Annotated in this window: 11 protein-coding genes and 3 pseudogenes; 12 read left to right on the top strand and 2 right to left on the bottom strand. The window is 58.7% G+C overall.

Annotated features, from left to right (window positions below; genetic code table 11):
- The first annotated feature begins 66 nt into the window (after positions 1-66).
- From LMTR21_RS25615 to LMTR21_RS25605, 3 genes are all read left to right on the top strand, one after another.
- A complete protein-coding gene (locus LMTR21_RS25615; protein ID WP_187399165.1) occupies positions 67-942 on the top strand; it encodes a tyrosine-type recombinase/integrase in 876 nt (291 codons plus the stop codon).
- Between the two features lie 14 nt (positions 943-956).
- On the top strand, positions 957-2,156 hold the full coding sequence (locus LMTR21_RS25610; RefSeq protein ID WP_065756975.1) for an IS91 family transposase: 1,200 nt from the start codon (positions 957-959) through the stop codon (positions 2,154-2,156).
- Between the two features lie 615 nt (positions 2,157-2,771).
- On the top strand, positions 2,772-3,464 hold the full coding sequence (locus LMTR21_RS25605; RefSeq protein ID WP_210250598.1) for an alpha/beta fold hydrolase: 693 nt from the start codon (positions 2,772-2,774) through the stop codon (positions 3,462-3,464).
- On the opposite strand, the pseudogene LMTR21_RS41645 reads toward LMTR21_RS25605, so the two are convergent.
- A pseudogene (locus LMTR21_RS41645) lies at positions 3,461-3,673 on the bottom strand (IS5/IS1182 family transposase); the annotation flags it as partial. The gene LMTR21_RS25605 and the pseudogene LMTR21_RS41645 sit on opposite strands and share 4 nt — an antisense overlap.
- A gap of 140 nt (positions 3,674-3,813) precedes the next feature.
- Between LMTR21_RS41645 and LMTR21_RS25595 the strand changes: the two are divergent.
- From LMTR21_RS25595 to LMTR21_RS25565, 9 genes and pseudogenes are all read left to right on the top strand, one after another.
- Entirely contained in the window at positions 3,814-5,352 is a 1,539-nt protein-coding gene (locus tag LMTR21_RS25595; protein WP_065754712.1) for a S10 family peptidase, read from the top strand.
- Between the two features lie 195 nt (positions 5,353-5,547).
- Positions 5,548-5,934: pseudogene (locus tag LMTR21_RS41955) on the top strand (IS5 family transposase); the annotation flags it as partial.
- A 523-nt stretch (positions 5,935-6,457) separates the two neighbouring features.
- Positions 6,458-7,570, top strand: a complete 1,113-nt coding sequence (nolL, locus tag LMTR21_RS25585) for a nodulation factor fucose acetyltransferase NolL (RefSeq protein ID WP_065754711.1) — start codon at positions 6,458-6,460, stop codon at positions 7,568-7,570.
- A gap of 656 nt (positions 7,571-8,226) precedes the next feature.
- Positions 8,227-8,349, top strand: a complete 123-nt coding sequence (locus LMTR21_RS41510; RefSeq protein ID WP_283813511.1) for a hypothetical protein — start codon at positions 8,227-8,229, stop codon at positions 8,347-8,349.
- Positions 8,350-8,637: 288 nt separating this feature from the next.
- Positions 8,638-8,766, top strand: a complete 129-nt coding sequence (locus LMTR21_RS41505) for a hypothetical protein (protein ID WP_283813510.1) — start codon at positions 8,638-8,640, stop codon at positions 8,764-8,766.
- Between the two features lie 127 nt (positions 8,767-8,893).
- Positions 8,894-9,151, top strand: a complete 258-nt coding sequence (locus LMTR21_RS25580; RefSeq protein ID WP_065754710.1) for a hypothetical protein — start codon at positions 8,894-8,896, stop codon at positions 9,149-9,151.
- 239 nt (positions 9,152-9,390) lie between these two features.
- Positions 9,391-10,647, top strand: a complete 1,257-nt coding sequence (locus LMTR21_RS41120; RefSeq protein ID WP_246174192.1) for a hypothetical protein — start codon at positions 9,391-9,393, stop codon at positions 10,645-10,647.
- 416 nt (positions 10,648-11,063) lie between these two features.
- Positions 11,064-11,794: pseudogene (locus LMTR21_RS25570) on the top strand (IS6 family transposase).
- Between the two features lie 853 nt (positions 11,795-12,647).
- A complete protein-coding gene (locus LMTR21_RS25565; protein WP_202639127.1) occupies positions 12,648-14,270 on the top strand; it encodes a tryptophan halogenase family protein in 1,623 nt (540 codons plus the stop codon).
- 387 nt (positions 14,271-14,657) lie between these two features.
- On the opposite strand, the gene LMTR21_RS40295 is transcribed toward LMTR21_RS25565, so the two are convergent.
- Positions 14,658-15,272 carry a hypothetical protein gene (locus LMTR21_RS40295; protein ID WP_187399191.1) on the bottom strand — a complete coding sequence of 205 codons (615 nt, stop codon included), beginning with the start codon at positions 15,270-15,272 and terminating at the stop codon, positions 14,658-14,660.
- Positions 15,273-15,287: the final 15 nt, after the last annotated feature.

Here is a 15,287-nt window from a genome sequence, read left to right as displayed (position 1 = left end):
CGCAACGGGGCGTCCTGCCTTGAGATCGAGGGGTTCGACAACCTCACTCAAGACAGGAGCATCCCCATGACCGACGAGGCAGTGAGCCCGTTGCGCCGGCGCATGATCGAAGACATGACGATCCGCAAGTTCGCGCCGAAGACCCAACATGACTACGTGCAAAGAATCAAGAACTTCGCTGCGTTTCTCGGGCGATCACCCGATACGGCGAGCTTCGAGGATGTCCGCCGCTACCAACTTCACCTGACGGCGAGCGGTGTTGGCGTGCCGACGATCAACCAGACCGTCTCGACCTTGCGGTTCTTGTTCCGGGTCACGCTGAAGCGGCACGAGATCGTCGAACATACCCATATCATTCACGAGCCGCGCAAGCTCCCTGTGGTGCTTAGCGTCGAGGAGGTGGCGCGGCTACTCGATGCTGCACCGGGGCTCAAATGCAAGGCGGCACTGAGCGTGGCCTACGGCGCCGGTCTGCGCGCCACCGAGGTGGTCTCGCTCAAGGTCTCCGACATCGACAGCAAGCGCATGATCATCCGCGTCGAGCAGGGCAAAGGCGGCAAGGACCGTAATGTCATGCTGTCGCCGAGCTTGCTCGACCTGCTGCGGACCTGGTGGAAGGCGGCGCGCCCACAGGGCTGGCTGTTCCCGGGCCGCGATCCGGCGCAGCCGATGACCACGCGCCAGCTCAATCGTGCCTGTCATGCCGCCGCGCAGATGGCGGAGATCAGCAAGCGCGTCTCGCTGCACACCTTGCGGCACAGCTTCGCCACCCACCTGCTCGAGCAGAACATCGATGTCCGCGTCATCCAGGTGCTGCTCGGTCACGCCAAGCTCGACACCACGGCGCTCTATACCCGCGTCGCCACCAAGACGATCAGCGAGGTCATGAGCCCGCTGGAGCATATCGCGCTCAAGCTCAAGGAGAGCCGACCGCCCAGCTGACGCGCAGGCCGCTCGTGTCGCGCCCGGCCTTGGAGGTTGCGGATATCTTCCGCAACCATGGCCCGGCATGGCGTCAAGCCCATGCCGGCCATGTCAGCCTCGATCAGTTGAAGGTGATGTCGGCGATCGAGCGCTGTCGCACGGCGGCGCTGGGCGGCCATGTCGCGCGCTGCGCGGACTGCGCCTATACGACGATCGCCTACAACTCCTGCCGCAACCGGCATTGCCCGAAGTGCCAAGGCGCCGCCGCGAAAGACTGGCTTGCCGACCGCGAGACCGAGCTGTTGCCGGTGCCGTACTATCACGTGGTGTTCACGCTGCCGGCGGCCATCGCCGACATCGCCTACCAGAACAAGGCCGTGATATACGACCTGCTGTTCAAGGTCTCGGCCGAGACCATGCTGACGATCGCCGCTGATCCGAAGCATCTGGGCGCCAAGATCGGCATCACCTCCGTGCTGCATACCTGGGGCTCGGCGCTCACCCATCACCCGCATGTGCACATGATCGTCCCGGGTGGCGGCATCTCGCCCGACGGCCAGCGCTGGGTGTCCTGCCGGCCGGGCTTCTTCCTCCCGGTGCGCGTGCTCTCCCGCCTGTTCCGCCGATTGTTCCTGGAGAAGCTCATCGCCGCCCACCAGACCGGCCGCCTCAGCTTCTTCGGCGAGAACATCCATCTGGCCGATGCGCGATCCTTCGCGGCCTATCTCGCCCCGCTGCGCAAGGCCGAGTGGATCGTCTACGCCAAGCGCCCGTTCGGCGGACCCGAGGCGGTGCTGGCCTATCTGTCGCGCTACACCCACCGCGTTGCCATCGCCAACAGCCGCTTGATTGCCTTCGACGATCGCGGCGTCACCTTCAAGTGGAAGGACTACCGCAGCGAGGGCCGCGATCGATACAAGCACATGACGCTCACCACCGACGAGTTCATCCGTCGCTTCCTCATCCACGTCCTGCCCAAAGGCTTGCACCGCATCCGCCACTACGGCCTGTTCGCCAAAGGCGCTTGTGCCGACAACATCGCCCGCGCCCGTGAACTGCTCGCCGTTGCAAAACCTGACGACCAGCCTACCGCTGCCGCCGTCGATCCCAAAAAGCCGAGCTGTCCATGCTGCGGCGGTCGTATGATCATCATTGAGGTCTTCGAACGCGGCGCAACGCCACGGCATCGGCCGACAGCTCCAGCGACCGTCATCAGGATCGACACCTCATGACCGCGTTACAATCCCGCAAATCTGCGCGTCGCGCCCGCTGCCCCTCCGCCAGCCACGGCAGAGCGCGCCCAGCTCTCTGCCCACCGTCGCAAATCGTCGGACAGCTTATGCAGTTCAGCGTCATCCGCCGCTCGTTCGTCAGCCGCTTCACCGTCGCACAACGCGTTGCTTCGGCTCGATCCCAATCAGCCAGCGCGCCCGCGGCACTCAAATTCCCATAGCGCCTGCCGCACCGCCGTACGTTCCCTTAAGCGCGGTTTCCTCCCTTGGAGGCTTTCGGACGCCGGCCGCCGAGCACGCGGCGCCGTCCCTCAAGCGGCCGGCATCCGAAACCCTTCACAACAGCCGACAAAGCTTTCTTGCACCGCCAATTCTCGCAGTTGCCAAGCGACGAACTTTGGCGTTGTTGTCACGCACGCCACTATTGGGCGATGGACTTTTAGAGGCGACGGTTGGGAAAGCCGCTGTGCGCGACGCATCGCTGTCACCAGTGGCGCAACATTCTTTGTGGCAGTGCTATCGAGGGGTTGTGCGACAGAGTTGCTTTGAGGGAAACTCGCGATGGCCATCGTTCTTGTTCACGGAAATCCTGAAACCGAGGCGATCTAGGACGATCTGGTCCCGCATCTGAGCGACCAAAAGATTATTCGTCTCTCTCCGCCCGGATTTGGGTCAGCTCTCCCACCCGGCTTTGACTGTTCTGTTGATGCTTATCGCAACTGGCTTGTTGGCGAACTCGGGAACTTGGCGCAACCGATTGATCTCGTGGGGCATGACTGGGGTGGGGGACATGTCATGCGCATTGCGATGGACTATCTGGGTCTAATACGATCCTGGGCGGTCGATATTCTGGGCGCGTTCCACCCCGATTACGTCTGGCACGACTTGGCGCAGGCTTGGCAGACGCCACAGGTCGGAGAGCAAGCGGTTGCTCAAATGGCAAGCATGCCGGCCGAAGCGCTAGCCCGGCGGTACGAGAGCTTGGGCATGACCGCGGCGATCGCGCGGAAGGTCGCTGCTGGTGCGAACGGCGAGATGGGCAGGGCAATCCTGGCGCTGTACAGATCGGCCGCGCAACCGATCATGCGCGATCTCGGGACTGGCTTGCCACGGGCAGCCGCCAAACCTGGCCTAGCGCTGATCGCGACAGAAGACCATTACTGCGGCGGGCAGACGCTCGCGCGCCGTTGTGCCGAGCGCGCCGGCGCAAAGGTCGCGATTTTAGAAGGGGCAGGTCATTGGTGGATGTGCCAGCAGCCAAAACAAGGTGCTGACGCGATCAACTCCTTCTTGGCAAAGCTGAACTAGGAGCCAGACTCAATTATCCAATAGGTGACGATGGCGGCGAGGTAAACGGCACCCAAGAAGTTTCTCGCAAACTTGTCGTAGCGAGTTGTAACGCGCCGGAAATCCTTGAGCCGGCAGAAGCAGCCCTTGCTAACATTGCGCCTTCTGTAGGAGCGTTTGCTGTAGCTGTCAGGCGTCACCCTGTTAGATTTGTTAGGAATGACAGGCTCGCGCCTGGGTTGATCAGGTACCATGATGACGGCTACTGGATTGAGTAGGTTTTGTTGTTCCCCGGCGTGAGCTAGTGGTTAGAGCCGTTTTGATAGACACGCCTCGCGCTCAAGGTGCGCGCCGGGACAGGAGAAACTCGATGCAATTGACCGCGGTGCGCCGCACCTTTCCTGCGCTGATCCTGTTTGCCTGCGGGATAATGTGGAGCGCGGGCGCCGACGATCGGCCGCCGCCCGCCCAGCTCACGACGCCGGGCGGCCAGAAGGGTGACGCCGGCCAAACGCCGAGTATGCCGTCGACGCCCGAGCAGCATCGCCTCCCGCCGGACTCCAGCAGCAGGCACACGCTTGAGCTCCCTGGGCGGACGCTCTCTTTCGTCGCGACCGCCGGCTCCATCCGCCTGTTCGACGACAAGGGCGAGCCACAGGCCGACATCGTCTATACCTCCTATCAACTTGACGGCACGGATCGCGGCACGCGCCCGGTAACATTCTTCTTCAACGGCGGACCGGGCGCATCATCGGCCTGGCTGCAGCTCGGCAGTGCCGGACCGTGGCGGTTGCCGATCAATGCTGACGAGGTCACGCCATCGACATTTCCGGAGGTGAGGCCAAACGCGGAAACTTGGCTCGATTTCACCGATCTGGTGTTTCTCGACCCCGTAGGCACCGGCTACAGCCGTTTCGTGGGGACCGGCGATGATGCGCGCAAGCGGCTCTATTCCGTTGAGGGCGACGTCAACGCGCTCGCCCTGGTGGTCCGCCGCTGGCTCGAAAAGCATGACCGGCTGTTGTCGCCGAAGTACATCGCGGGTGAAAGCTATGGTGGCATTCGCGGGCCAAAGGTTGTCGACCAGTTGCAGATGCGGCAGGGCATAGGCGTCAAGGGCTTGATCATGCTCTCGCCAGTGTTCGACTCCAGCCAGTTTGCCCGCACGAGCTTGCTGCAATACGTCGCAAGGCTGCCAAGCTATGTCGCGACCCTACGTGAAGCCAAGGGTCCGGTAAAGCGAGCCGATCTCGCCGACGTGGAAGCTTATGCACGCGGCGAGTTTCTGAGCGATCTCATCAAAGGCCAGGCGGACAAGGAAGCGACCACGCGTCTGGCCGACAAGACCGCGGCGCTGACCGGCATCGACCCGGCGGTGAGTCGCAGGCTCGCGGGCCGTTTCGACCTTGCCGAGTTCCGCCGTGAGTTCGATCGTAAGAACGGCAAGTTAATCGGCAATTATGACGCCTCGGTGCGCGGCTTCGATCCGTATCCGGACTCCGATTTCCGCCTTTCCGGCGATCCCTCGAGCGATACGCTGCTGGCGCCTCTGACCAGCGCCACTGTCGATCTCCTTACGCGCAAGCTTAACTGGCGGCCGGACGGCTCGTATGAGCTGCTCAACCGCACGGTCGCGCAGGCTTGGGATTTCGGCCGCAGCCCTCCGGAGTCGGTTTCGGAGCTGCGCCAGATCCTGGCAACGGACCGGAAGTTGAAATTGCTGGTCGGGCATGGCCTGTTTGACCTCGTCACGCCTTATCTCGAATCACAGATCGTGCTCGATCAATTGCCGCCATTTGCCTCGTCACCGCGCGTCAAGCTTGTAGTCTTTCCCGGCGGCCATATGTTCTATTCACGAGACGCCTCGCGCCAGGCTTTTCGTGCAGAGGTCGAAGTGATGATGAAGTAACGCCGACGACTTGGTCACAAGCAAGTTCACCTTCGCACAAGCATTTATAATCTCTCAACGAGTGCCGATGAAATCCTCGCGCCCGCTTCCGATCGGTGCCAGACCGGCTAGGACAACCGTGAGTCGAGACTATTAAGCGGGAGCTTGTTTGTTGGGCAAGTTTAGACTTAACTGATCCGATAGTCGACCATAGGGGTGAGCTACGCGCTCGCCGACCAAGAATGGATTGCCATCAAGCCCATGCTGCCGGATGGCGTTTCCTCGGGTGAATGACCTTCGTGTCATCAATGGCATCTTCTGGGTCTTGCGCTCCGGAGCGCCTTGGCGTGATCTTCCCGAAATGTTTGGTCCGTACACCACATGCTAGAACCGCTTCGTTCGCTGGCGGCGGGCGGGTGTGGGTGGCCGGATCATGGACGCTCTTGCCGCTGCCCTTGATGCCGCTGTCCAGATGATCGCACCTCATTGTTCGCGTACATCAGCATGGCGCCTGTATCACAAGGAACCAGCGCCAGTTGGTGGGAAAAGTCACGCGACGGCTTGACGAGCAAAATCCAGGCGGTGGTCGATAGCAATGGTCTGCTGAGACGGCAGAAAGGTGCTGCGGGAGCGCCATCGGTCCTTGCAAAGGAGCGGTTCAGGAATCGCAAACACCCACGGGCAGGCCGGCCGCTGGAAGTGTGCAAACACTCCTTCCGGTCGCACAGGCCGCAACGCGCCCCCTCGATCAGGCAAGCCGGTCGAAGTGGGGCAGAGCCCCCATAGGTAAACCTTCGTATAGCAGGTCCCCTCTTTTCGATACGGGTCGCCCACCTCCGTACAATTGAACATGCCATCGACCACCTTCAGCTATCGGAGGCCGTAGAGTATAGATGGCAAATGCCTCCGCCATCGCCGAATGGATTGTTTGGGCGATGCAAAGCTGCAGCCGCGAAGTGCTTTTTATAATAGGTGGCCGCAGCGTATACCTATGCTCGGCAGCTCGGCCTATCTCTCCTGAGATGGTCAGCGCCTTGTCACCGTGCAGCAGTACTTGGTCGCAGCGGGTATTCCCCGTCAACGAGTATCCGGCTCATCGGAACAATACCGAGAGGTTTGAAATACATTGTTAAATGTAACTGGATCGGATGTTCCCGGGCCGCGCACGCCAGAGGCAAAGGATCGAGAGCTAGGTTTAGATTTCGCGAAAGGAGTGCTCATTATTTTGGTGATCGTCGGTCACCTGATCCAATATGTGGTCTACCGAGATGAAGGCTTCTGGGAGTCGCCATGTTTCAAATGGATCTACATGTTCCACATGCCACTCTTTATGGCGATTAGCGGATATCTTTCTTGGCGAGCGCTCTTGCGAAAGTCGTTCACTCGAGCCATCGGTGATCGTGCGATGCAGCTCTTGTTGCCCATGCTCTTTTGGTACGCTCTCCTGAAGACAGCCAAGTTGGCCATATTAAGTTCGTCCGCCAGCGAACCAGCCAGCGTTTTGCAGTGTCTAAAGGATTCCGCCGGCACATACTGGTTCATTTGGGCTGCTTTTGTTTCTTTCCTTCTCGTCAAAATTCTTTTGATTTTCAATCGTTGGTCGCCCTGGATCTTATTCGCATCAGTCATACTAGTCCCACTTGCACCTGTGACATTTTCCATATTGCCTCTTATAAAATATACGTTCCCGTTTTTCTGCCTAGGATTCTCTTTTGCTCAGTCGAGAGAATGGTGGACGGGCATAACGCGATCTCACAAGCCGCTCTTAATCATGTTTCTCTCCATAGCGGCTTTGGTGTGCTTTCTAACTTGGCGCAAAGACACTTACATCTACAACAATCTCGCCCTAGTGCACGATATGCAGTCGGCACAAAACGTACTTCTGATGCTTGTCGGCTCCGCAGCGGCCTCAGCGATTGTCATCGTGCTCATCCTCCAATGCTGGAAAGTCGGCCGCTCAAAGCGTGTGATCAGCTTTATCACCGTGGAACTGGGAGAGAGCACGCTGCTGCTATACTTGATACAAGCCACGATCTTTCGTCTCATGGATTCGATACAGTACGGCGAACTTTGGGATCTCACGACTAGGTTGGTCGTCGCGGGAATTCTTGGGGGAGCGATTGTTGCCGTCGGGCTAACGATACGGTGGATCGTGCGCGACATTCCCTATCTATCTCAGCTCGTTCTTGGAGCGCCACCACGCCCGGCTTGTCCGAAGTATCAGCCAGCAGATAACTAGCTGCAGCCGAGATCTGAATTCTGAAGAGCCCGGCACCCCGTTGGTCTCCTCGCAGCCTCCGCCACTGGTTGTGGCGGCGTGACGGACCTTGTTGACGTGTGTCGTCATGCCGCTGGAGCGGAGATCGCTGATGCTGGCGTCAATTCCAGGGCAGAAGCTCGTCCAGCCGATGAGCCGGATGGGCGGCAATGCGAAGGACATCGGCCAGCGTAATCGCTTACATGGTCTCGCAAGCCGCCACCGTGGCACACGAGCGCTCTAAGCACATGGCTGAGTGTCAGGCCAAGCTTGCCTCCCAAGCTCCAGAAGAAGGCAATAAACGACCGAACGTCACCCCGATGAGGCGCAGGACATCGCCACATCGAATCGCCGAATCGCCGACTACGAAGACCGATCCATGCGTCCGTGAGGACGAGCTGATCCTGAAGGGGCGATCCGCGCGGCTCGGTACCGCTTTCCCGCACGATGCAGAAGCCCGCGAGCATACACCGCGCAACCAAAGGACCGAAGGACGCAACCGCTCAAGTACTCGGGTAATGCCGCCGCCACTCCGCAGAAAAGCGCCAGAATGAGCAACAAGGCCGGCTTTGCCAACGGCGGCGGCGTGACGCCATACCCCAAGATGGAGCATGGCGCTGACAGAGGCGAGGGCCTTCATGAGAAGACGAAAAGTACAGCGACAAGGCCAAGCCGCGGAAATGATCCTGGTGCGGCATATGGTGGCCGATGCCGGCGGCGAGCGGCAATTTTTGGCGTTACCCTTGCCGATCTCGACATAAACGTTCGTATCGTTCCGTCGCACCGTTTGGATGCTCGAGGATTACCTGCGTTCAATTGAGCTGCTGAGGGCGTTCATCCTAGGCTGCATCCTGCCCTCCTTGGGCATTTCCTCCCTAGACTTCGGCCGCTTGTGGCAACGCAGGCGGCCTTTTCTTTGTCAGATACCCGCTGACCGGCATGACGCTCCTGCAATTAGGTCGGAAATAGGTGGGCGGGCTGTAAACAAGCGTCACCACCGACACCAAGCTGGCCAAACTTTTTAAGGCCAAGCTTGATGAGCTGGATAAGTGATCGACGTCATCACGTCCGTAATCTCACAGATTGGGGCCGATATCCGCACAAGAGGGGTGCCGAAGGCGCTCGCCGACGCGCGCACGCTGCTCGCTGAGACGATGGAAGACATCCTGAAAGAGTAGGAGAAGTGGGAAGGGACGGTACGCGTTTCGACACTGGAACCGCGCTCGATGTCGGAGGACCAGAAGGCCGAGCTGATGAAACTCATCGGCGATCTGTGCAGCATCGAGCTGCTGAACAACAAAGGTCTTGGCCGGCATCTACATCGAGCCGGAGAAGACCAAGGGCGGGCTCATCCTGTCAACCGAAACTGTGACCGCGCTCGCCGTCATCGGCCGGCTGACCGAGAATCACCCCGATCAGTTCGGGATGAAACAACACTCGATCGTGCAGCATCTGCTCAAGGCACTCAGGAAGAAGACCGCCGAGAAGCTCATTGCTCAGGAACCGCCAAGTTGCAACGATTGCTGGCCCTTTGACCGGGCTTGTGGACGGCTCGGGCGATGAAAGGGCCCGACCCGCCCACAGTCCTTGCGTCGAGCGAGCGTCGATCGTCCTAGACTCAACCGATCGGTTCCTCGGGCCTTCAGCATCGATGGTGCCATCAGGCTATCATTCGTGGATGAGGCAATACGGTCAGGCTGAGCGACGCGAATGCCTCCACGCTAGCGCCGTGGCCTCGTCAGGTTCTCGAAAGCTCGCCCGAGTAGCATACCTGCTCAACTGATATTGGACGCGAGGCTAGCGTGGACCCGAAAAATCTTGACGCATCCAATTCAACAGCGTGGCCCCAGGTGCAATACGCTGGGCTGCAAGAGCATCAATCGAACCGACCCGGGCAAGAGGCCTTTGAGCAGCAGTTGCACGAGGCGCGCGAGGCCGATACCGCGATGCCCGACGAAGGGCTGCGCCGTAGCCCCCCTCCCAATGTGTCTAGTGACGGCCAGCAGTCCTCAGACGAACTGATGGGTGCGCTTGCCAGGAGCAACCTCCTGCCAAGCGCGGAGGTCCTCATCAACCACGAGCATGACACAGCGGAGTTGAGAGCAGCGAAGAGGCCGAGGGCCGTAAACAATCCGCAAGGCGTTGCCATTGAGCGGCAGATGAGCGAGTTCACCAATTCAGGTGGAGGTGATGGAGCAATGCGCGCCGCCTCGGCGCTGCAGCCGGCTCAGCCAGCGGGGACCGTGATACGGGGGCAGTGGGACAGGCGGCCTCTTTACTCCGAGGATGTTCCCGTTATCTTGGGGCTTGAGGAGGCCCTCATCAAGGCCGGGATGACCGCCACCCCCGCGAAGCAGCATGTAAGTTCTCTTCTTGGCTTTAGCCGCTGGCTCTTCGCAAAAAACAGGCAGAGCATTGTTGCTCGGCTCGACAGTAAGGCGCTGAGCGATGGCGGCGACGTACACGAGTTCACCGGAGGGGGTAATAAGAGACTTGTCAAGGCATTAGAGCATCTCCAGACCTTTCGGTCGACGGGCGTAGCCGTCGTGCGCCCAGGACGCGCTCGCGCTAAGCCGAATTCTTCCCCCCAGAACGCGGCCCTCACCAATCCCCAAGACGCGGTACTGATAGAGTCGAGGCGCGTCGCCGCTGCGCAGCACAGCGCGTCGCAGGAAGCTGGCAGTCGGCCAGAGGAGCTTCAGGGACGGTGGGATGATCAACCGGCCCCGTCGGCTTTGATTCAAGGGCACGTCGCGTTCGATGCAGAGCAGATTTCTCAGGGGGAGCTTCGGCGAGTGCTGGATCATCTGGATGACCAATCCATCCCGTCGCCAGCTTCCCTCCCTTCAGAGCAGCTTGAGCGACTGGAAAAGGAATTGCATGACGAGCTTGACGGACGAGGGGACAATCACCCTGTCCATTCGTTCTCCGTCGATCCAGAACAGTCTACTTTCGATCTAGAGCAGTTCCCTCCAGGGGAGCTTCGGCGATTGCTGGATGATGAAAGCGCACAGTTGCAAGTGGATCATCTAGCCTGCCAGTCGCCAGTCGACGAATGAGTGCAAACAGCTTTGCGCAGTCGGTGCCGTTGCCCGCCTATTTGCCGGCGCAAAGTGTCAGTCACTGAGCCCGCCATCCTGGATAAAAATTCCGGCGCATCTAGCTCGGGCTCGGCGCAGCAGACGGCTTACGGAGAATTACGGGGGCTCAAGTCTTGAAACTGGTAGATCCGCCCGATGAAAACCTGTCGGGCGTTTGTAGTTACGTTCGAGGGCCACGGCATTCAGACAATCGACCTGATCTGTGCCAATGTGTCAATCGGCGTTCAGTTTGGCTCTGTCGCAGTTTTAATGCAGCACCTTTCATCCTGAGCCGATCAGTCGAGTTTGAAGCAGATCGATTTGCCCGAGACCGTACATTTGACGCGTGACGGCACCGTCACGAATGGAAGCGGCCGAGGGGGTAGACGACCGGCATGCCGACCGTCCGGGATGCTCTTTGTCGCGGCCATCGCTTCCCACAGGACGGGATCAGATATGCCGTTGGTCGTATTTCGGATTCCATCAAGCCCGCGCATGACGAGAAATGCTGGCGGCGCGCGGCATTGGCGTGACCTATGAAACCGCCCGCCAGTGGGGAAGGGAATTCGGCGTTCTTGGATCGGATCCGCAAGCGCGTTCCCGCTCGCGGTGACAAATGGCATCGGACGAAGTCGTTATCTCGATTGCGGGCGAACAACATTGGCTCTGGCGCGCTCTCGACCAGAATGGCTGCGTTTTCGACGTCTTGATCCAGCGCCGAAGAGACCCGCGTGCTGCGCAGCGGCTCATGAAGAAGCTCTTGAAATCCGCCGGCGAGCCGCCGCGCATGATGATCACGGATAGGCTCCATTCGTACGGTGCAGCCACGGCTAAGATGGGTCCTCAAGCGAACTTCGCCGGCATAAAGCTCTGACCAATGGGGCAGAGACTTCTCATCAGCCGACGCGGCGACGCGAGCGGATCATGAAGCGTTTCAAATCGTTTCTGTCAGTTCACGATCAGGTCGCGAACCTTTTCACATCCCCCATCCCGGAGCCATTACTGCCGACTTTCGTCGTGCTTCGCGTGAGGAGCCTTTGCGATTTGGCTCGAGACCTCCATGACAGCGCTATCGCCGAATCTCGAACCTCTGAGAAGTGCCTTCTTCGGCTTAGCGGTCGATTAAGTTGATGATGCCAGCAAAAGGAAAGAAGTAAACGATGCGTGTCGCGCAGACGAAGATAGGCCAGCGATGGCACCAAGCCAACTTCGTCGCACCCGGCGAGGCCGCAAAGGCGAATTGCTGTAGCGAAGGTTCCATGGCGCGGGATAGTTCTCTTTTGGAGCGGGATGCCGGAGGGCTTGACGATAACTGGCATGCTCGACCAGTTTGTCGAGCGGCATTGTCACCCGTACGCAATCTTCTTGAGATATCCTAAGCACTCGGCTCGAGTTGTCCCCTGGTGTGGAAACCGACAGTTGGACACATTCATGCGACGAGCCACGGAGGGGGTTGAATCGCACGTAGCGTTACGTTGTACGATCTCAATAGGCGGGAATGGTCCTCGACTTGCAAAGCTTTCCAACGACTACGAATGTCTCAGCTCTTAGCCTCACGTTGTCGCCGCCGTCTCGGCGCTCCCAATGCTCTACTTTAGCAATGGTAGCTGTTGTGCTTGGTGCGAGCCCGTTCTGCCTCGAATGGACCCGGATCGAAGCTCTGAGGCAGTTAAGGAGGTTGCTCGGGCCGCTCCGGTGAGAACCGCTGAGCGAGCTGTGACGCGATTGCGGGCAACGGTTACAACAAGGATTGGAGGTTTACGAACTTCCTATACTGACCTGTTATGAACGCGATCTGCGCCTTCACGCGCTGGTTTGAGTTGTCGCCTTTGACGCGAGTAGCTTTCATCTCCCAGGCGGTGAAATCCCGATCCACACCCTAACGCAAGCATGCCAGGAGATGCTTTTCTCGCTTGAGCGGACGTAGAACTGTCCGCCCATTGCACAACTCTCGAACAACTAACGATAGAGAAACGAAAATGGAAATCATGACTGGTGAGTCCATCGTCATCCTAGGGGGCGGGTCGGCAGGATGGATGACTGCGGCCTATCTCAAAAAGGCATTGAAGGGCGTCGATATCACGCTTATCGAGTCTGCTAATGTTGGCACCATTGGGGTTGGTGAAGCCAGCTTCAGCACTATGAGATTGTTTTTTGACTATCTCGGCATTGATGAAGCGGAATGGATGCCAGAATGTAATGCGACCTATAAGCTCGCGATCAAGTTCACCAATTGGACTGCTGTCGGCGGGCATTTCTATCATCCGTTCCAACGCTATGAGGTGGTAGACGGAAACAATCTTGGTGAATGGTGGTTGCACCTAAAGCCTAATGAGACGGCATTCGATTCCGTATGCTTTAGTACCTCCGCTCTATGCGACAACAACAGATCCCCAAGGTACATGAACGGCGAAGTCTTCGATCACAAGGTCAAAGGCAGGTTTAATTCTGCAGACAAGACGCCCCCAAATGCCTTCCTATCGGATCACCGTTTGCAGTATCCTTATGGGTATCATTTTGAAGCCAGTCTGCTCGCGAGCTTTCTCAAGAAATATGCGACCGCGCTTGGCGTTCGGTGCATCGAAGACGATGTCGAAGACGTGCTTCTCTCGACCGATGGTTCGATTGATTGTCTTAGAACGCGCAGAAATGGGGCAGTGAAAGGATCGCTGTACGTGGATTGTAGCGGCTTTCGCGGTATTCTCATTAACCAGGCGCTCAAGGAACCGTTCGTTTCGTTTCAAGAAGTTTTGCTGAATGATCGCGCGGTAGCGCTGCAGGTGCCCTACCCAAACGACAGATCAGATATCGAGCCCTTTACCTCAGCAACCGCTCTGCCATCCGGTTGGGTCTGGAACATTCCTCTCTATAACCGGGTCGGAACCGGCTACGTCTATTGCAGTCAGTTCATGTCTTCCAAAGAAGCTGAATCTGAGCTTCGCGCACATATAGGTCCGCGCGCAAAGGACTGCATCGCGAATCATATTCAAATGCGAATCGGGCGTTGCCGTAATGCTTGGGTCAAGAACTGCGTCGCAATCGGTTTGTCCTCCGGTTTCGTGGAGCCACTAGAGTCAACTGGGATCTTCTTCATTCAGCTTGGTATTGAGGAGCTCCTGCGTCATTATTCGGGTCCCACGACGGACCCGGATGTAGCGGCTGACTATAATAGAATCATGGCCGATTGCATTGACGGCGTGCGCGACTTTCTTGTCCTTCACTATCGCTCGTCTGACAGGGCCGACACGCCGTTTTGGCAGGCGACAAAGGAGATCTCTGTCCCTCCCTCCGTGGAGCAACGCCTTCAGCTTTGGAAAAAGCGGCTTCCGAACGAAAGGAGTATCAACCCGTGCTATCACGGCTTCGAGTTCTACTCCTATTCTGTGATGCTGCTTGGGTTGAACTATCGGCCCGTCGATAGCCTGCCTGCTCTGCGCCACTCCAGTAATGTAAGCGCTGCCCTCGAGGCATTTCAAGAAGTGCGGGATCGCACGAGTGAGTTAGTCCGCACATTGCCTGGCCATTTGGAATATCTTCAGTATCTTCGAGGAACGAGGAAGTCTTCTGCAACAGCAGAGCAACGCGATGAGATCACGGCGTGAGCTAATGTGAGCGCACACTTACCCGACAGCGGCCAAACGCGACCTGGGCGATTGCCTATCCCCGCGCGCTGCGGAGGCAAGGCGCCGACTGCGGTACATCCGGCGCTGGCCGGAGCAGCGTGGAGGCAATCTCATTCCACTCAGTCGGCTTTCGCGCGCCGACCGGCGTCACGTGAACATTTGGCTTGCTGGCAAACGATTGCGCCGCGCCCTTGAGCGACGCCATGCGGGCCGGCCACAGTTCTCGGCATGCCTGCCCGGTCGAGGCGATCGGCAATGCAGATCAGTTCAATGTTCCTAGCGTGCGGTCAATACCGGCATCGAGAGGCGGCCCCGTGCTCGCCGCGATGCAAGCCGCGCGTGCGATCGAGAGTGATCCCGCCGCCTTCACGCGGCGCGATCATCTACGCCATTGCTCCCGACGGCGCGCCGCGCTGCTGATCGCCGCGCTAATGCAAAGCTGCGTTCCCTCTGTCCGTCGTCAGATAATTTCAGACTGATCAGGCTTTTCGAGAAGGGAGGCTTTGGCTCATCAGGGGTTAGAGTTGCTTGCAATTGATGCTGCGAACGGCGCTTTATGATGCTGTTGCGCTTGACACGTTTTCGCTTGGCGAGGATCGGCCTCAGCCCTGCCGAAGTACCATCGGCAGGAGTGAGGTTATCGATGCTCTCATGGAAGCGGATGTGATTGTGGTGTTCGACGAAGGCCCGTATCTGGTCGGATCTGTCGGAGATGATCAGGATCCGATCGTCGGGAAATGGGGCGCCAGTTCGCCGATCAGCGCCGCCCCTCTTGCTTAAAAAACGGCGTCGAGCAACACCAGATGCGGTTTTAGCCAATCGACGCCCATGGCAAAGGCCTCTTCCGGCGTTGCAAGCTCGGTGCGTCTCGATCTCCTCATGCAGCATGAATTGCAAGGCCGCGCGGGTGATCTCGTCATCGTCGACCACGATCACCCGTCGCTGGTCGACTTCTTTCGGCTGTCCGACACCGATCTGCAATGTTGCTCTCCTGAA

The sequence above is a fragment of the Bradyrhizobium paxllaeri genome, assembly GCF_001693515.2.
Lineage (GTDB): Bacteria > Pseudomonadota > Alphaproteobacteria > Rhizobiales > Xanthobacteraceae > Bradyrhizobium > Bradyrhizobium paxllaeri.
Note: the sequence above shows the minus strand (reverse complement) of the source record. Positions and strands in the feature narration are given on the sequence as shown.

Coding starts and splice junctions, on each gene's coding strand:
- LMTR21_RS25595 (WP_065754712.1), top strand. CDS start 3,814: ATGCAATTGACCGCGGTGCGCCGCACCTTTCCTGCGCTGATCCTGTTT.
- LMTR21_RS25615 (WP_187399165.1), top strand. CDS start 67: ATGACCGACGAGGCAGTGAGCCCGTTGCGCCGGCGCATGATCGAAGAC.
- LMTR21_RS41510 (WP_283813511.1), top strand. CDS start 8,227: ATGAGAAGACGAAAAGTACAGCGACAAGGCCAAGCCGCGGAAATGATC.
- LMTR21_RS25565 (WP_202639127.1), top strand. CDS start 12,648: ATGGAAATCATGACTGGTGAGTCCATCGTCATCCTAGGGGGCGGGTCG.